Here is a 16,425-nt window from a genome sequence, read left to right as displayed (position 1 = left end):
AAAAAGGGTTGTCGGTCTATTCGCGCTCGAGGCTGCCGTCGTCCCCGACCGTCAGCCCGAGTTCGTCCACGAGCGCCACCGTCGCTTCCGCGCCCGGCCGCTCTGCGGCCCGCCGGGCCTCGAGTCCGGCGACGGTCGCCCGGAGCCCGGCCGGGGTCGCCACGGTCGGGAGCGTGGGCGCGAAGCCGACGCCGAGACCGCTCTCGCTCGCGCGGCGGCTCAGCGTCGAGAGCGCCGGCGTGGCGTACGCATCGGCGAAATCGATCGGGTCCGAAAAGCCGGCGAAATAGACGCGCCCCTCGTCGGCCGGCCCGAGGACGACCTCGTGGCGGCGCAGCGACATCGCCGCGCCGTCGATCTCCGTCCGGTTGACCAGCGGCACCGTGGGCTCGAGCACACCCACGCTCTGGGCCCCTTCCTGCTCGAGCAGGTGCGTGACGGTGTTGCCGACGCGAGCCGACCGGCTCGAGCCGACCTGCCGTTCGAACCGGACCTCTGCATCGCCGCCGAGCGCGTCGAGGGCGAGCGCCCGAACCTCGGCCTCGGGGTCGCCGTCGGCGTGTGCCTCCGGAAGGGTCTCCGCGTCGCGGTAATTGAGCAGAAGGTCGCCGCCGCTCCCTGCGACGGCCCACAGGACATCGGCGACGGCGGCCTCGTAGAGCGAAACCGCCTCGGCGTCGGTCAGCGGCGTCTGGTCGACGAGCGACGAGAGGACGAGCCCGTCTCGCGGCGGATCGACCGGAACGACGACGATCATACTCGATACTCGAGCGCGCGGTCCTTGAACGCGGCGCTTCCGCGGATCGAGCGGCCGAACGAGCGACGGAATGGCGACGAATTATAACGGAGTAGCGTCTCCGGGCCGATATGGACGAACGATCGATCGCCGGCCTGCTCGCGACGCTCGTGATCGTCGCGCTCGCGGCCCTCGGCGTCTACGGATTCGGCAGCGGCTATCTGACCAATACCTCCGGCGAGTACTTCGCGTCCACGATCGGCGTGCTCGCCGTCGTGGTCCTCGTCGTCGGCGCGTTGACCCTCGTCGGTGCCCGATCGAAACGCTGGCTCGAGAACGCCTACTGGTAGTCACCTGCAGTCGCAGATATCGCAGTCACCTATCGTCCCCGCCGGCCCTTCGTCTGCCGATAGTCCGTCGCCATCAGCTCCGCGAAGGCCTCGAGCCACGCTTGGGTCTGGTCGTCCGTCTGCTCGCGCGGCTCGATCATGGGGACGAGTTCAAACCCGCGGCCGCGGATCCGTTCGGCGTGATCGTCGGGCAGCGCGAGGTCCTCGACCGGCGTCGTCGTGTACTCGACGCCGAGTTCCGTCAGCGCCCGCTCGCCGACGGGAACGAGGATCTCGGGGTTGATCATCCGAATCTCGGCGCTGAGATAGGGTTCGCAGTTGCCGATCTCCTCGTCGGTCGGCCGCCGGTCGGGGTCCCGACAGCGGGTGAGGTTCGTCAGGTAGACGTTCTCGAGTTCGGGTTCCTGGGCCGGCGCGGTCACGTCACAGAGGCCGAGTCGCTCGAGCATCCGTCGCAACCCGCCGTCGCCGTCGCTGCCGCCCTCCCCGGCGAAGGGGATGCCGGTCTCGTCCGCCCGCGCCGTCGGGCGCTCGCCGACGAACAGGAAGTCAGCGCCGACGTCGCCGTAGCCGTGGACGACCTGTGTGCGCGTCTCACAGAGCGCCGGACAGTTCGTACACTCCTCGTCCATGCCGTAGGGGTTCGCTCGAGACCGTTGATTCGCGTCCACACTCGTTCCTCGCGTGGCAGCCCCAAAAGCGACGCGCTCCCGCTGGTTCTCGGTCCGCCGTCCGCAAGGGTGGGTGCCTCGACGGCGCGCTCAGCGGCCGAGACCGCCGCGCTCGTTGACCTCGAGAATGAACTTCACGTTGCGGACGATCTCCTCGGGCGAGGTCTCCTCGTTCTCGTCGTAGAGGTCGCTCGTTCGGTACAGGATGTTGGCGAGTTGTTTGCTCTCGCTGGTGTCGCCGCGAACGTCATCGGCGATCTCGCGGAGGCGCTCGACGCGCTCGGGATCGGGGTCGAACCCGTCGTCGGCGGCGGTGTCCTCCCCGCCGTCGTCACGGCCGGAGCTCATCGGTCGGGCGAGGCGGCCTCGCTGCGCCGGGTCTGGGAGATCCCTTGCCGGTGGACGATCCCGGTGTTGTTGGCGACGTTCTCGGTGATCGTCCGCAGGGCGTCGCTGGTCCCGTCCGCGTCCTTGAGGACCGTCGGCTTGCCGCCGTCGCCGCCCTCGCGGACGGCCGGATCGAGCGGGATCGAGCCGAGGAAGGGCAGTTCGTGCTCGTCGGCGAACTCCTCGCCGCCGCCGGAGCCGAAGATGTCGTGTTCGCCGCCGCAGTCGGGGCAGGCGAACGTCGACATGTTCTCGGCGATGCCGAGCACGACGGTATCGTGTTTGGCGAACATCTCGAGGCCCTTGCGGGCGTCGTCGAGCGCGACGTCCTGTGGCGTCGTGACGATGACCGCGCCGGTGACGGGCATCGTCTGGAGCATCGTCAGCTGGGTGTCGCCGGTCCCCGGCGGGAGGTCGACGACGAGGTAGTCCAGATGGCCCCACTCGACGTCCTCGGTCAACTGGGTGATGACCTTGTGGACCATCGGGCCGCGCCAGATGACGGGGTCGTCCTCGCCGGTGAGGAAGGCCATACTCATGAGCTTCACGCCGTACTTCTCGGGCGGAACGAGGGTTTCGTCCTCGGTGGCCATCGGCGGCTCGTCGGCGTCGACCATCCGCGGGACGTTCGGCCCGTAGACGTCGGCGTCGAACAGCCCGACGCGGGCCCCGAGTTGCGAGAGCCCGGCGGCGAGGTTGACCGCGACGGTCGACTTGCCGACGCCGCCCTTCCCGGAGGCGACGGCGATGACGTTCTTGACGTTCGGCAGCACCTGTTCCTCGCTGGTCAGATCGTCGCGATCGGGGACGCTCGCGGTCAGGTCCGGCTCGAGGCCCTCCGCGGTTAGGACCTCGCGGACCTCCGCGGCGATGTCGCTCTCGGTCGGCGAGTAGGGAGCCCCCAGCGCGAGGTCGATGTCGACCTGTTCGCCGTCGACGGTGATGTCGTTGACGAGCCCGAGCGAAACGATATCGTCGCCGAGTTCCGGATCCTCGACCGCACGGAGATGGTCGCGAACGGCGTCTTCGTCCATGTCACTAGCTACTTGCCAGCGTCGAAAAGGGTTGTGTTCCCACCTTTTTCTTCGGGTTGCTGAGAAACCCTTCGGGTTTCTCGCATCACGAAACGGCGGAGCCGTTTCGAACGACCTCCCTCACTCCGCTCAGTCGAACCGCTCGAACAAATCTGTCTGGCGAGAGCGAAGCTCTCGCTGACCTTTGCTCACTTCGTTCGCAAAGAGACGAAAAAAGCCCCTCGCTCCCGTTGGTCGCTCGCGGGTGCTTCGCTCGTACTCTAACCGCCGCAGTTACCACCGTTCCTACGCGTTGAAATCGAACCGCGGCCCGCCGTAGGTCGGCGGATCGGGATCGAGTTCGACCCCCTGTTCGTAGCGCACGAAATTGAGGTAGAACGGCCGGCCACAGCCCTCGACCGGCTCGCCCTCGAGGTCGGTGACGGCGCCGTCCTCGCCGCAGATGAACTCGATCCCGTCGGCCGACTCGCGGTCTGGATCGTCCGGGGCGGCGTACTCCCAGCCCGGCTGGCTGACCGTCGTCACCGACCGGTCCGCCAGATCCGGCGGGCGCTCGAGGCTCACGACGGCTCCGCAGTGGGGACAGGTGTACCGGACGGAGACTGTCATCGGCGATCCTAGGGACCTCGAGAACGTAAGCGTGCGGGCGGCGGCGAGACTGTGGGGAGACGGCGGCGTCCCGAACCGTTTACCCGGCCGCGCTCCGACGGACGGCTATGACCGAGTTCGACCCGGAGAAATTCGAGGAAAAGTACGTCTACTACTTCGAGGAACTCGAGGAGGCTTATTCGGCGGCCTACCAGCAGCTCCACGGCCGATACGACTCGACGGTTCTCAAAGCGATCGACCGGCAGGTGCTGAGCGAGAGCGAGCCGTTTTACGACGGAGACGGCGAGTTCCGCGTCGAACTCCCCGAGAACCCGAGCGAGCGAGTCGGTGCGGTGGCCGACCACGAGCAGTTCGACGCCGTCCTCGCGGAACTCGTCGACCGAATCGAGAGCGAGTTGCAGCGGCTATTCGAATTCGACGGCGACGCGTAACGACGGCGGCGGAGGCCGGCGACCGCGCGACGGGACCGCTGAGAGCACCCGGAACACCTTTTGCGCTGACCGGAAACCATCAGAGTATGATCGACGAGACGGCCGAGGAAATTCGGGAGATGCAGACGCACAGCTCCTCGGTGGTTGCGGTCCACGCGGCCCAGGCCCTCGAGGAGTTAGTCGAGCGGGAGTTCGCGACCGTCGAGGAGTACACCCGCGCCCTCGAGCGCAACGGCTCCGTGCTCCGGCGGGCGAACCCCTCTCACGCCTCGCTGCAGAACGCGGTGCGAGAGGTCGTCGACGACGTGACCGACGCCGATCCCGACACCGTCGAGGCGGCCCGTCGGCTCACCAGCGAGAAGATCGACGAGGTCGTCTCGCGGATCGAGTCCGGGAAGCGGCTGGCGGCCGAAAACGCCGTCGAGGTCCTCGAGGACGGCGCGACGATCCTGACCCACGACTACTCTTCGACGGTAATCCAGGCACTCGAGCAGGCGACTGCGGCCGGCAAGACGTTCGAGATCTACGTCACCGAGGCCCGGCCGCGGTACATCGGACGCAAGACCGCCCGGACGCTCGCCGACCTCGAGGGCGTCGAGACGACGCTGATCACCGACAGCGCCCACGGGCTCTACCTCGATGAGTGTGACCGGGTCATCGTCGGCATGGACTGTATCGTCGACGACACGCTGTACAACCGCGTCGGGACGTTCCCGATCGCGGCGACGGCCGCCCGACTCGACGTACCGGTCACCGTCCTCGGCTCGGCCTCGAAGATCGTCAGCGAGGGGTTCGTCTTCGAAAACGAGTTCCGGCCGGGCAGCGAGGTCATGCCCGAGCCCGCCGACGGGTTCGACGTCGAGAACCCCGCCTACGACGCGACGCCGGTCGAACTGCTCGAGAGCGTCGTCACCGACGAAGGCCGACAGGAACTGTAAGCGCGCTCACGCGCGCTCGCCGAACGTCCGTGGCGAGCCCTCCCTCGGAGCGGCCCAGTCGACGGCGTTGCGTAGCACCCGCCGAACGGCCTCGTTCTCGTAGATCGGATACGTCTCGTGGCCCGGGCGGAAGTAGAAGATCCGGCCGTTGCCGCGCCGATAACAGATACCCGACCGGAACACCTCGCCGCCCTCGAACCAGCTGGCGAACACCTGCCGGTCGGGTTCCGGAACGTCGAACGGCTCGCCGTACATCTCGGTTTTCGGGAGTTCGATCGATTCCTCGAGTCCGTCGGCGATCGGATGCCCCGGATCGACGACCCAGAGCCGCTCGGTGCCGCCGTCCTCGCGGTACTGCAGGTCACAGGAGGTTCCCATGAGCCGCTTGAAGGGCTTCGCGTAGTGACTCGAGTGCAGGGGGAGAAAGCCCATCCCCTCGAGGACGCGTTCCTGGACGCGGTCGGCGATTTCGTCGGCGACCTCGTCGTGGGCCTCGTGGCCCCACCACAGCAGGACGTCCGTCGACTCGAGGACGTCGTCGGTGAGCCCGTGCTCGGGTTCGTCGAGCGTCGCGGTCCGAACTTCGTGGTCGTCGACGAGGATTTCGGCGAGGGTCTCGTGGATGCCGTCGGGATAGACGGCCGCGACGGCGTCGTCCTCGCGTTCGTGGCGGAACTCGTTCCAGATCGTGACTGCGACCATGGCGGACCGGTCCGCGCGACGGATGCTTATACTATCGGCTGTTACCCGTGTGATTCCGACGAGCGATCGCGGCAACGCGTCGATGTCACATCGCCGGTATCGCTCGGTCGATCCGCGCGACGTAAACGTCGAATTGGAATACTAGATCCAGTCAATACATCTGAAGTGTGCTGCCGTAATTGTATAGTAATACGTGAAATACGGAATGGTTGTACAGATTAATCGGTCACAACCCTTATTTCGATCGCCGACTCCCATCCTCTATGGAACGGGATCGGACACAACTGACATCGAAACGAATGGTTTCTCACTGCACCTCTCTCTCTGCTGGGACGGAACCGAGGGCCGACACATGATCGGCGACGGGATCGGTGTCGGCATCGTCGGCCTCGGTGGCATGGGCAACCTCCACGCACGAAGCGTTCGCGACCTCGGCGCTGACGTCGTTGCGGGCGTCGACCTCGTCCCGGAGCAACGCGACCGCTTCGCCGAGGAGTTCGGCGCGCAAACCTACGAGACCCACGACGAACTCGTCGTCGACGACGCGGTCGACGCCGTCATCGTTACCACGCCCAACCGGTTCCACGAACCGATCGCCGTCGCTGCCCTCGAGCAGGGACTCGACGTCCTCGTCGAGAAACCGCTCGCACACACCGTAGAGAGCGCGGAACGGATCGCCGAGGCGGCGGCCCGATCGGACGGCATCTGTATGGTCGGCTTTCACAACCGCCACGCCGCGTCGATGGCCATGTTCGACGAACAACACGCCCGCGGCCGCTTCGGCGACCTGACCCACGTCGAGGCCGACTACGTCCGCCGGCGCGGCGTCCCCGGCCCCGGCTCGTGGTTCACCGACCCCGAACTCGCCGGCGGGGGTGCCTTACTCGATATCGGCGTCCACGCGCTTGACCTCGCACTCTACGCGCTCGACTTCCCCGAGATCACCGAAGTGAGCGGCGTCGCCCGGACGACGTTCGGTACCGACGCGGAGTACGCCGATCCCGACGGTTTCGGCGACAACTGGGACGCCGAAGCGGAGACCTACGAGGTCGACGACTCCGTCAGCGCCTTCATCCGCACGGCAGAGGGTCAGACGATTTCCCTCGAGGCCGCGTGGGCGACCAACCGCGAGGAGAGCATGGACTTCAAAGTCCGCGGCACGCAGGCGGGTGCCCAGTTCGATATCGGCGACACGAACCTGCGGATTCTCGAGGCCGGCACGGCCGGCTGCGACCACTACGCCGACGTCAATATGACCGGCGACGAGACGCTGACCGGCTACGGGAAGCAAGACGAGCAGTTCCTCGAGGCGATCGCCGTGGGTGCGACGCCGGAGTCGAACACGGTCGAAGAGGCTCTGACCGTCCAACGGGTCATCGACGCGATCTACCGCTCGAGCGAGTCCGGACGGGCCACCCGGCTCGAGGAGTCCCGGATCTCGGAGGCGCAACTCGAGCAGACGACGCGACTCGACTAGTCGGCAGTTTTCTCCCGTCGTTTATTCGCGGGCGCTTCGCTCGCACGGTCCTCGTGTACTCTACCCGTCGAACTTGAAACGTCGCTGACTCGACGGACTGACCGCTGGTCGGCGGAGAAAACAGAGAAACTGCCCGTTTCGACCGCGTTAGAGAACCTCGTCGAAGTCGTGGTGGCCGTGGATGTCGACGCCCTCGTCGGTGATCTCCGCGAGGAAGACGCCGTTGCCCGAGCCGGTGTCGCGCTCGACGGCGGACTTGATGCCGCGGGCGGCGACCGTCTTCGCTTCCTCGTTGGACATGTCCGGTTCGTAGGCCTGTTCTAAGTGCCCGTAGGCGAGTTGCATCCCGCTCCCGGTGACGGTGTAGTCGTCTTCCATGACGCCGCCGGCGGGGTCGATGCTGTAGACGTGGCTCCCTTCCTCGTCGACGCCGCCCAGAATCGGGTGGATGGCGAAGAACGGGCCGCCGCGGGCGAAGTTACCGGCCAGCGTCGCCAGCGCGTCGATGCTCATCCCCTCGCCGCGTCGGGCCTCGTAGAGGTTGACCTCGGCGCGGAGCGTCGAGATGAACGACTGGGCACCGCCGACCGATCCGACGAGGGTCAGCGCGGCGGTCGGGTGGATCTGCTCGACCTTCTGGACGTTCTTGTTCGAGACGAAGCGGCCGCCGAGGCTGGCGCGCATGTCCGTCGCGATGATGACGCCGTCGGCGGTGGAGATGCCGATCGTCGTCGTCCCGGTCTTGTTGACGTTGTCCAGATCGGCCTGCGTGAGGTCGTTCTGGGGCATCGATCCGACCTCCGGCTCGTAGGGGTTCGGATCGTCGGCCAACTGGTCGACCGTCCGAGAGAAATCGGAGTCGTGTGTGGGCGTACGCATTGATCGTACCGTACGACCGGGACGGTATAAAACACCGGCGGTCACCACTGCGGTTTCCGCTTCCCTCGGCCCCCGATCGCGGCTCGAGCGGCGAGCCGGCCGCGGCTTCGAGTCCTGCGGGTCGGCGGTCGGTGGGCGGGAAAATCAGTCGGCGATCAATCGCCGTCGATCAGTGCCGTCCTTATCGCTGCGTGTCTTCGTAGGCTTCTTCGACGTTTGCGAGGACCCGGTGGATCGGGAGGGTGAGACCGGCCTGACGGGCGGCCATTGCGACCGGCATCGCGACGATGCCGACCACGATACAGAGTTGGTACAGTGCGAACAGGGTCGCGTGGTACGCGCGGGATATCATCAGCGTTCATCGATGCCCAGACGGAGGGTGTATATAAGCCTTCTTGAAAAACTGTATTTATAACGGTAGTTAACACTCAATTGGGTCGACGCCCGCTTGCGATTAAACTGTAGTTGTTGGGGGAGCAACTGGAGGTGTACTCGAGTCGATGTACGGGTATGTCGGTGGCAATCGATGCGGGGGTGTCTCGTAACTTATGAGAATTATCCCGTTCACGTGCGCACGCTCGGCGGCCGGGAGCGCGACGGCGCGGACGAACCGCAAAGCAGGAAACCCCTCGGACCAACCACCCCGTATGGGAAACTATCTCGTCGCGATGGAAGCGGCATGGCTCGTTCGTGACGTCGATGCGATCGACGACGCGATCGGAGTCGCCGTCAGCGAAGCCGGGAAGCGACTCAACAGCGAAGACATGGACTACGTCGAAGTCGAGGTCGGCGCGACGGGCTGTCCCGCCTGCGGCGAACCGTTCGACTCCGCCTTTATCGCGGCCGATACCGCGCTCGTCGGACTCGCACTCGAGATGGAAGTCTTCAACGCCGACGGCGAGGAACACGCCTCGCGAATCGCAAAGAGCGAAGTCGGCGGGGCGCTGCGCGACGTGCCGCTGTCGGTCGTCGATATCATAGAGACCGAAGAAGAGGACGAATAGGGCCACGCTGCAGCGTCGCCGGTCCGGTTTTCGACTCGTTTCAGTACCGAACACCGCGGGAACGAAGCGGCGGCACTCGAACGCACCGCGACCGCCAATTCATCGATCCGCGGTGGAAACCGAAACCAACCCAAAGTACTTTCTATAACCCGTGGTTATCCATTCGTATGGAACTCCCGACGCCTGCGGATCTCCGACAGCGCCGCACCGAACTCGGACTCACGCAGAGCGAGCTCGCGGACACGGCCGACGTCTCGCAGCCGCTGATCGCCCGGATCGAGGGCGGCGACGTGGACCCGCGTCTCTCGACGCTCCGCCGGATCGTCAACGCCTTGGAGAAGGCCGAAAGCGACGTCATCCGTGCCGAGGACCTAATGAACGAGGCCGTCGTCAGCGTCGGTCCCGGCGACCCCGTCAGCGACGCCGCCCAGAAGATGGAGGAGGAAGCCTACTCCCAACTCGCCGTCATTCAGGACGGCATTCCCGTGGGATCGATCAGCCAGAGCGACCTCGTCCACCTCGACTCCGAGGACCGCGACGAACCCATCGAGGAGCACATGAGCGAGAGCTTCCCGACCGTCTCGAAGGACGCCACGTTAGACGAGATCAGCAACCTCCTCGAGCACTACAAGGCCGTGATGATCACCGAGGCCGGCGAAACCGTCGGCATCATCACCGAAGCCGACATCGCCGCACGACTGTCCTAGGCGACTCCGCGATTTGCCGCTGTTCGACCCGATTCGGTTCCGAACTAGTCTCGATCGCCGCTCGTCGACAACCCACTCATATCAACCACTAATATTAGCGTGGCGTCCGTCTTCCCGATCATGGCAACCAGTGATCGACTCCTCGAGGCGGGCGCAGACGTCTGGGACGCACAGAAGAGCCATCCCTTCGTGACGGAACTCGCGGACGGCACGCTCGCCGACGACGCGTTTCGAACGTGGGTGCGACAGGACTACCGGTACCTGCTCGACTACGCGCGCGTATTCGCGATCGCGGGAACGAAGGCGCGCGAGGAGGACACGATGACCCACCTGTTCGGGGTCGCACACACCACACTCGATGAGGAGATGGACCTCCACCGCGAGTTCGCCGCTGACTACGGGCTCTCTCCGGCGGCCCTCGAGTCGGTCCGGAAGGCGCCGACCTGTGTCGCCTACACGAACTTCCTGTTGCGAACCGCCCACGAGGGCACGCTTCCGGAAATCGCGGCCGCGATCTACCCCTGCGGACAGGGCTACCTCGACATCGCCGAGCACATGGCCGAACTGGCACCCGATGAAGACCACCGGTACACGCCCTTCATCGAGACGTACACGAGCGACGAGTTCCGTGAGGTCGTCGACTGGATGCGGACCTTCGTCGATCGCTGCGGCGAGCGCCACCCCGACCAGTACGAGGCGATGGAAGACGCCTTCCTCACGAGCGCCCGACTCGAGTACCGGTTCTGGGAGATGGCCTACCGACAGGAGGGGTGGGGAATTCCGGGGGACGAGCAGTAGCTCGCTCTCAACCGGCGATCGAGTTCTCGAGAGGGGGCACTGGCCGCAGCGAGTTGGGTTTCGATGAGCGCCTCGAGGAGCCGTGTCACGTCCGAATTGACGGACCGTAGATTCCCGTCCCGACTCCAACCGCGTTGGAACCGACTGCCGATTTTTCCTGCAAGAGATACTAGCCTCGGATAGGGATGGATTACTACGATCGACTGCTCGCCGGGATGCTCGCGTCGCTGCTTCTCGGTGCCGCTGTCGGGCTCTACACCGGGATCACTCCTCGATACGGACTCCTCGGTGGCGCACTGCTGGCGACGCTGTTCCTGTGGGAGGCGGTCGTCCGCCACCCGCCGGTCCCGGCGACCGACCCGCGGTACGCGGCCGCGGTCGTCGTCTGGCACGGCGGGCTCCTCGTCTCCCTTGCACTCGAGTGCTGGTAGTCACGGCGGTGTGCCGACTGATTCAGAGACACCTCGCTGCTCGCCAAGCGGCACGGTCCCGATACGCAGGAATTGCGGGGTGGCTTAAGGAGCGCGCGACCCAACGGAAAAACGGTGTCGACGATGTACAACGCTATCCTCGTCCCGACGGACGGCAGCGAGCACGCGGTCCGGGCCGCCGAACACGCGCTGGCCATCGCCCGCTGGTTCGACGCGCCGGTTCACCTCCTCACCGTCGTCGACGTGGCCGCCGCGGGCGGGCTCTTCAACGCCGGCGGCGTCGACGAGGAGTTCGTCGCCCGACTCGAGGAAGACGGCGCGGCGGCGATCGAGCGAATGGAAGCGATAGCGACCGAGGGGGACGACATTCGCTCGGCGATCCGCAGAGGATACCCACCCGAGGAAATCCTCGAGTACGCCGACGAGCACGGGATCGAATTGATCGCGATGGGGACCCATGGCCGAACGGGAGTGAACCGCTACGTCGCGGGCAGCGTCACCGAACGCGTCGTCCGCCAGTCACCCGTTCCGGTGCTGACCGCGCGGGCGACCGATCGCGAGGAGTCAGTCGGGAACTACGACGAAATTCTCCTGCCCACCGATGGGAGCGACGCCGCGGCCGCCGCGGTCGAGCACGGGCTCGCGATCGCAAAGCGGGCGGACGCACGCGTGCATGCGCTCAACATCGTCGATGTCAGCAACCTCGCAGCCAGTCCGCACGTTGCCGCGCCGAGCGACCTCCTCGACGCGTTCGAATCCGAGGGCGAAGCGGCGACTGAAGCGGTCGCAACGCGAGCGCGAGACGCCGACGTGGACGCCGTTACCGCCGTCCGAGAGGGGCTTCCGGCTACCGGGCTCGTCGAGTATGCCGACGAGAACGACATCGAATTGATCGCGATGGGGACCCACGGTCGAACCGGACTCGAGCGCTATCTCCTCGGAAGTACGACCGAACGAACCGTCAGGCACGCGGACGTGCCGGTGCTCACCATCGGGGCGAGCGACGGCGACTCGAGCCAGGACTGAACCGGACCTATCTCGAGGCGCGGCGGTCGATGACCGGTCGGCGGTCACCGCTCGGTGAAAGCGGTGCGCGCCGGGGGACTCACTCGAGGTCGGGACGGGGCGCGTTCTCGTATCGGATCATCTTCTCGGGCTTATCGGAAATCGTCTCGTAGATCCGTCGCAGCGTTTCCTCGGCCGCGAGCAGGTTGTGGTTTGCGAGGAACTCGCGGCCCTCGTCGGTCAGGCGGTAGAACTTCCACGGATAGCCCTGCTGGCGTTCGTCCTCGGGCAGCGCGACCGCCTCGACCATTCCGGCGTCGATCAGTTTCTGGACGTGCTTGTAGACCGTCGCGTCGCTCACGCTCGGATTCAGCTGCTCGAGTTCGTACATCGACGGCAGCCTCTCGGGATGCTGGAGGATATTGGAAAGCAGCGCAAAGCGCGTTTCTTGGGTCACGAAGCGGACGAGTTCGCGGGCGGTCTGCCCCTCGGGAGTCCCCACGTCGGTGCTCATACGGCCGGATACGGATCGCGGCACCAAGTAGTTTACCCTGCAGTAAATTACTCTGCGGTAAACCCCCTCTCCCTCTCGACGGTATCGGAAACGGAAACGACACGGAAACCACTATCAGTAATTCACGAGAATCAGGGGGTATGACAGGCGACGATCCGCCGGTTCCCGAGGACGTTCTCGCGAGCGCGACGGAGCGACTCGAGGCCGAGGACCTCTCGCTCGCGGACAACGAGGAGGTGCTCCACGCGTTGAGCGAACTCCGGCCGATTTACGAGAGCGAGCGGTCGTACTTCGTCCTCGGGAACTACGACAGCGAGCCGATCCGCCGGCTGAACCTCGTCGTCGACCGGCTGAACCGCCGTCGGGACGCCTACGCCTTCCGGATGGTCGACGTCCGCGGCGAGTGGGACAACGGAATCCAGAAGTTCTGCCTGCTCGCGGACCTCGTGAGCCACGTCGTCGGCGTCGCCGAGCGGGAACCCAGCGGCTTCCTCGTCGAACAGGGGCTGCTCGCGGGCACCGAGGAATACTTCGAGAAGACCCACGTGCTCAAGCGGACCTACCCCGACGCCGAGGCGGACCACCCCTACGGCTGGATGGAGGACGGGGTGTTCGATCTGCTCGAGTCGGCAGACCGGCTCCACGAGTGGCACACCGAGGACGACCTGCTCGAGGTCGTCGAGGAGCTTCCGTGAGGAACGTGGCGGCCCACCGTCGCGAGCACCGGTTCGCTCAGCTGTGGCCCGACACCGGAACCGGCTCGTAGGGCTCCTCGAGGTACGCCACGTCCGACTCCGATAACTCGATCTCGAGGGCTTCGACGGCCTGCTCTAAGTGTTCGACGCTTGTCGTGCCGACGATGGGCGCGTCGACCCAGTCCTTGCGGAGCAACCACGCGAGCGAGATCTGGGCCATCGTCGCGCCCTTCTCGGCGGCGATCTCGGCGACGCGGTCGTTGATCTCGCGGCCGCCGCCCTCGCGGTAGGGGTGGTCGTACATGTGCTCTTCAGTCTCGCCGCGGGTCGTGGCGTCGATCTCCTCGTGGGGACGCGTGAGATACCCGCGAGCCAGCGGCGACCACGGGAGGACGCCCACGTCTTCCTTCTCACAGAGCGGCAGCATCTCCCGTTCCTCCTCGCGGTAGACGAGGTTGTAGTGGTTCTGCATCGTGACGAACCGTTCGAGGCCGAGCCGGTCGCTCGCGTGCAGCGACTCGGCGAACTGGTGGGCCCACATCGAGGAGCCGCCGATGTATCGGACGTAACCCCGTCGAACGGCGTCGTCGAGCGCACGCAGCGTCGTCTCAATTGGCGTGTCGTCGTCCCAGCGGTGGATCTGGTAGAGGTCGATGGTGTCCATTCCCAGTCGCTCGCGGCTCGCGGCGAGTTCCTGTTCGATCGCCTTGCGCGAGAGCCCGCCCGAGTTCGGGTCGTCCTCGCGCATTCGGAAGTAGCCCTTCGTCGCGACGACCGATTCCTCGCGATGGCCCTCGAGTGCCTCTCCCAGAATCCGTTCGGACTCGCCCTTCGAGTACAGGTTCGCGGTATCGAAGAAGTTGATCCCGAGGTCGATCGCGCGGTCGATGATCGCCGTACTTTCCTCGTCCTCTAAGACCCACTCGCGCCAGTCGCTCGAGCCGAAGCTCATACAGCCCAGACAGAGCCGGCTGACTTCCATCCCGGTCGAACCGAGGGTCGTGTACTCCATACCGGTTCTACGCGAAACTGCGGGAAAACAGTACGTGGGGCGGCAATCGATCACGGGCTCGTCACGCTTCGGTTCGTGCGACGACGGGCGACGAGGAGACGGCGTCGCCGGCGGTCGGGCGAAATTCCGGTTACCGTCCGAACAGTCTCCGGAGGACGTTCCGCTTGCTGGGTCGCTCGGCCAGCAGTACCGAGCTGTCGACCTCGTTGACGACGTCCATGTGGAGGGAGTCGCTCACGAGCCGCGACAGCAGCCCCGCTTCCGTCGCGCCGATGATCACGAGCGAGTGATCGGCCGCTTCCCGACAGATCGCCCCCTCGATGTCGCCGGTGTCGTCGATCGTGAGATCGGCGTTCTCGAGGTCGTGTTCGGCGGCCCAGTTCGCGAGGAACGTCCGGCCGCCGGCGCGCTCCTCGGCGTCGTCGACGACGTGCAGGAGCGAGACTGACGAGCCGTCCGCCTGCTCGAGCGTTCGCGCGACTTCGGCGCTCAGGTCCGAGTCCGGACCGCCCGCGGTCGGGAGGAGGATTTTCGAGGTGTCCAGATCCCGATCCTTCAGGACGAGGAAGTCACAGGGGAGGTTGCTGGTCAGATTGCTGATTCGGCCCTCGGAGCGGCCCGCGCCCCACGGCCGATCGTCGCCCCAGCCGAGCACGACGAGGTCCGCTCGCTCGCGCTCCGCGGTGTCGAAGACGTCCTCGAACGAGCGGTGGGAGACGACCGTCGAGGTCTCACAGCCGATATCGTACGACGAGACCGTCTCGCGAATCTCCTCCATCTGGTTTTCGGACTCGGAGACGATCCGTTGGTTACGCCCGGAGCCGTACCGCATCGATCGCCGGTCCGGTACTTGGACGATGTGGACGGCGTGGACGACCGCGTTCTCGTGGTTGTTTGCCAGCGTACAGGCCAGGTCCACGATCCGCGACTCGGTTCGGGGGTTCGAGATCGGGACGAGCACGCGGTAGGTCTCGCCGTTGTCGGTCACCGACGACTCCGCGGTGTCGATCAGGGGAACGTACGACCGACCGGCGTACCCTCCGAACAGCCATTCCCGCATCGAGAGCTGGCGCTCGTTGCCCTCGAACCGGGCCGACTCGAGGCGGCGCTCGCTCGTCTGGAAGTAGTTGACGACGGTCACCAGCATGATCCCGCCGATCGTGTTCCCGAGCAGGACCGGCAGGACGAACTGCGAGAGGCCGACGAAGAGGCCGAGTTCGCCGAGGAAGACGACGTAGGCCATCTCCGTAAAGGAGGTGACGACGTGGAACAGGTTCCCGATCGGGATCGCGAGGAAGGCCATGTAGACGATGACGATCCGAGCGATCGTCTCGCGGGCGGCGTACTCGACCCAGACGACGCCGGCGACGATCAGGCCGGCGAACGCCGCCTTGAAGAACAGGTCCCACCACGCCGTCTCCGCGCCGTGGGTTCCGAGGTACATCGCGGCTTCGGCCGCCTCGGGGGACAGCACACCGCCCCACGCGAGCACTGCCGCACCGATCGCGCTGCCGGTGAAGTTACCGGCGAGCACGATCGTCCAGTGGCGGAGCAACGCGGGGATACTGGCGATCCGCTCGAGGGAGAGCGCGACCGGCGGCAGCGTGTTCTCGGTGTAGAGCTGGTAGCCGCCGATGATGATGTAGATGAACCCGAGCGGATAGAGGAGCGCGCTCAGTATCGCGTGGCCGTCGGTCGACCCGTACAGCGAGGCGTAGAGCAGGACCGTAATCGTGATCGCGAAGCCGGCGGCGATCCCGCTGAAGAACAGTTCGCGACTCCCCGAGGTGACCTCCTCGTCGGCCGCGGCGACGATCCGCTGGAAGACCTCGTCGGCCGAGAAGCGATCGCGAACGACCGCACCGACCGCCGGTGCGCCGCTCCGAGAGCGCTCGACAGCCTCTCGGACCTGTTCCTGTTCGGGCGCCTCTCGGCCCCGCCGCTCCCTGTCGGGGGGATCGCGGTCCGTCCGCTCCTGATCTGGATTACTCATTAGCAGACACGCACTCGTAGACGGACAAAGCGTTTAGGATCTGCCATTGCAG

General features: G+C 65.9%; 21 protein-coding genes. 10 read left to right on the top strand and 11 right to left on the bottom strand.

Going from position 1 to position 16,425, the window contains the following annotated elements:
* Window positions 1–16: 16 nt before the first annotated feature.
* The gene (locus ACT4ML_RS18540) at window positions 17–757 is read right to left on the bottom strand and encodes a hypothetical protein (RefSeq protein ID WP_444722195.1); all 741 of its coding nucleotides are present in this window, start codon (window positions 755–757) and stop codon (window positions 17–19) included.
* 110 nt (window positions 758–867) lie between these two features.
* On the opposite strand from ACT4ML_RS18540, the gene ACT4ML_RS18535 reads away from it, so the two are divergent.
* Window positions 868–1,086 carry a hypothetical protein gene (locus ACT4ML_RS18535; RefSeq protein WP_444722194.1) on the top strand — a complete coding sequence of 73 codons (219 nt, stop codon included), beginning with the start codon at window positions 868–870 and terminating at the stop codon, window positions 1,084–1,086.
* A gap of 29 nt (window positions 1,087–1,115) precedes the next feature.
* Here the strand turns inward: ACT4ML_RS18535 and ACT4ML_RS18530 are convergent, their stop codons facing one another.
* The 4 genes from ACT4ML_RS18530 to ACT4ML_RS18515 all read right to left on the bottom strand — a co-directional run bounded on the left by ACT4ML_RS18530 (window position 1,116) and on the right by ACT4ML_RS18515 (window position 3,787).
* Entirely contained in the window at window positions 1,116–1,718 is a 603-nt protein-coding gene (locus ACT4ML_RS18530; RefSeq protein ID WP_444722221.1) for a uracil-DNA glycosylase, read from the bottom strand.
* Window positions 1,719–1,847: 129 nt separating this feature from the next.
* Window positions 1,848–2,105, bottom strand: coding sequence for a hypothetical protein (locus ACT4ML_RS18525; protein ID WP_444722193.1), 258 nt, complete (start codon window positions 2,103–2,105; stop codon window positions 1,848–1,850).
* Window positions 2,102–3,178 carry an Mrp/NBP35 family ATP-binding protein gene (locus ACT4ML_RS18520; protein ID WP_138245478.1) on the bottom strand — a complete coding sequence of 359 codons (1,077 nt, stop codon included), beginning with the start codon at window positions 3,176–3,178 and terminating at the stop codon, window positions 2,102–2,104. Before ACT4ML_RS18520 ends, ACT4ML_RS18525 begins: the two co-directional genes overlap by 4 nt.
* A gap of 285 nt (window positions 3,179–3,463) precedes the next feature.
* On the bottom strand, window positions 3,464–3,787 hold the full coding sequence (locus ACT4ML_RS18515) for a hypothetical protein (protein WP_444722192.1): 324 nt from the start codon (window positions 3,785–3,787) through the stop codon (window positions 3,464–3,466).
* 107 nt (window positions 3,788–3,894) lie between these two features.
* Between ACT4ML_RS18515 and ACT4ML_RS18510 the strand changes: the two genes are divergently transcribed.
* A complete protein-coding gene (locus ACT4ML_RS18510; protein ID WP_444722191.1) occupies window positions 3,895–4,218 on the top strand; it encodes a DUF5783 family protein in 324 nt (107 codons plus the stop codon).
* An 86-nt stretch (window positions 4,219–4,304) separates the two neighbouring features.
* Window positions 4,305–5,156, top strand: a complete 852-nt coding sequence (locus ACT4ML_RS18505; RefSeq protein ID WP_444722190.1) for a translation initiation factor eIF-2B — start codon at window positions 4,305–4,307, stop codon at window positions 5,154–5,156.
* 6 nt (window positions 5,157–5,162) lie between these two features.
* Here the strand turns inward: ACT4ML_RS18505 and ACT4ML_RS18500 are convergent, their stop codons facing one another.
* Entirely contained in the window at window positions 5,163–5,858 is a 696-nt protein-coding gene (locus tag ACT4ML_RS18500; RefSeq protein ID WP_444722189.1) for a ThuA domain-containing protein, read from the bottom strand.
* 352 nt (window positions 5,859–6,210) lie between these two features.
* Between ACT4ML_RS18500 and ACT4ML_RS18495 the strand changes: the two genes are divergently transcribed.
* Window positions 6,211–7,335 (top strand): Gfo/Idh/MocA family protein, encoded by a 1,125-nt coding sequence (locus ACT4ML_RS18495; RefSeq protein ID WP_444722188.1) that lies wholly within the window; start codon window positions 6,211–6,213, stop codon window positions 7,333–7,335.
* Between the two features lie 147 nt (window positions 7,336–7,482).
* On the opposite strand, the gene psmB is transcribed toward ACT4ML_RS18495, so the two are convergent.
* Together psmB and ACT4ML_RS18485 are read right to left on the bottom strand one after the other, a co-directional pair.
* Entirely contained in the window at window positions 7,483–8,214 is a 732-nt protein-coding gene (psmB, locus tag ACT4ML_RS18490) for an archaeal proteasome endopeptidase complex subunit beta (protein WP_006429909.1), read from the bottom strand.
* A 181-nt stretch (window positions 8,215–8,395) separates the two neighbouring features.
* Window positions 8,396–8,566 carry a hypothetical protein gene (locus tag ACT4ML_RS18485; protein ID WP_175416408.1) on the bottom strand — a complete coding sequence of 57 codons (171 nt, stop codon included), beginning with the start codon at window positions 8,564–8,566 and terminating at the stop codon, window positions 8,396–8,398.
* A 295-nt stretch (window positions 8,567–8,861) separates the two neighbouring features.
* On the opposite strand from ACT4ML_RS18485, the gene ACT4ML_RS18480 reads away from it, so the two are divergent.
* From ACT4ML_RS18480 to ACT4ML_RS18460, 5 genes are all read left to right on the top strand, one after another.
* Window positions 8,862–9,218 (top strand): DUF555 domain-containing protein, encoded by a 357-nt coding sequence (locus ACT4ML_RS18480; RefSeq protein WP_444722187.1) that lies wholly within the window; start codon window positions 8,862–8,864, stop codon window positions 9,216–9,218.
* 167 nt (window positions 9,219–9,385) lie between these two features.
* On the top strand, window positions 9,386–9,925 hold the full coding sequence (locus ACT4ML_RS18475; RefSeq protein ID WP_138245469.1) for a CBS domain-containing protein: 540 nt from the start codon (window positions 9,386–9,388) through the stop codon (window positions 9,923–9,925).
* A 120-nt stretch (window positions 9,926–10,045) separates the two neighbouring features.
* The gene (gene tenA, locus ACT4ML_RS18470; protein ID WP_444722186.1) at window positions 10,046–10,723 is read left to right on the top strand and encodes a thiaminase II; all 678 of its coding nucleotides are present in this window, start codon (window positions 10,046–10,048) and stop codon (window positions 10,721–10,723) included.
* Between the two features lie 185 nt (window positions 10,724–10,908).
* On the top strand, window positions 10,909–11,154 hold the full coding sequence (locus ACT4ML_RS18465) for a hypothetical protein (protein WP_138245467.1): 246 nt from the start codon (window positions 10,909–10,911) through the stop codon (window positions 11,152–11,154).
* 123 nt (window positions 11,155–11,277) lie between these two features.
* Window positions 11,278–12,180, top strand: coding sequence for a universal stress protein (locus tag ACT4ML_RS18460; protein ID WP_444722185.1), 903 nt, complete (start codon window positions 11,278–11,280; stop codon window positions 12,178–12,180).
* A gap of 79 nt (window positions 12,181–12,259) precedes the next feature.
* On the opposite strand, the gene ACT4ML_RS18455 is transcribed toward ACT4ML_RS18460, so the two are convergent.
* Window positions 12,260–12,673, bottom strand: coding sequence for a MarR family winged helix-turn-helix transcriptional regulator (locus tag ACT4ML_RS18455; RefSeq protein ID WP_138245465.1), 414 nt, complete (start codon window positions 12,671–12,673; stop codon window positions 12,260–12,262).
* Between the two features lie 140 nt (window positions 12,674–12,813).
* Between ACT4ML_RS18455 and ACT4ML_RS18450 the strand changes: the two genes are divergently transcribed.
* A complete protein-coding gene (locus ACT4ML_RS18450) occupies window positions 12,814–13,368 on the top strand; it encodes a hypothetical protein (protein ID WP_444722184.1) in 555 nt (184 codons plus the stop codon).
* A gap of 37 nt (window positions 13,369–13,405) precedes the next feature.
* On the opposite strand, the gene ACT4ML_RS18445 is transcribed toward ACT4ML_RS18450, so the two are convergent.
* Both ACT4ML_RS18445 and ACT4ML_RS18440 read right to left on the bottom strand, forming a co-directional pair.
* Window positions 13,406–14,380, bottom strand: a complete 975-nt coding sequence (locus ACT4ML_RS18445; RefSeq protein WP_444722183.1) for an aldo/keto reductase — start codon at window positions 14,378–14,380, stop codon at window positions 13,406–13,408.
* 130 nt (window positions 14,381–14,510) lie between these two features.
* The gene (locus ACT4ML_RS18440; RefSeq protein WP_444722182.1) at window positions 14,511–16,373 is read right to left on the bottom strand and encodes a formate/nitrite transporter family protein; all 1,863 of its coding nucleotides are present in this window, start codon (window positions 16,371–16,373) and stop codon (window positions 14,511–14,513) included.
* Window positions 16,374–16,425: the final 52 nt, after the last annotated feature.

It is taken from the genome of Natrinema sp. LN54 (assembly GCF_052439245.1).
Lineage (GTDB): Archaea > Halobacteriota > Halobacteria > Halobacteriales > Natrialbaceae > Natrinema > Natrinema versiforme_A.
This window is presented reverse-complemented; position numbering and strand designations above follow the sequence as displayed.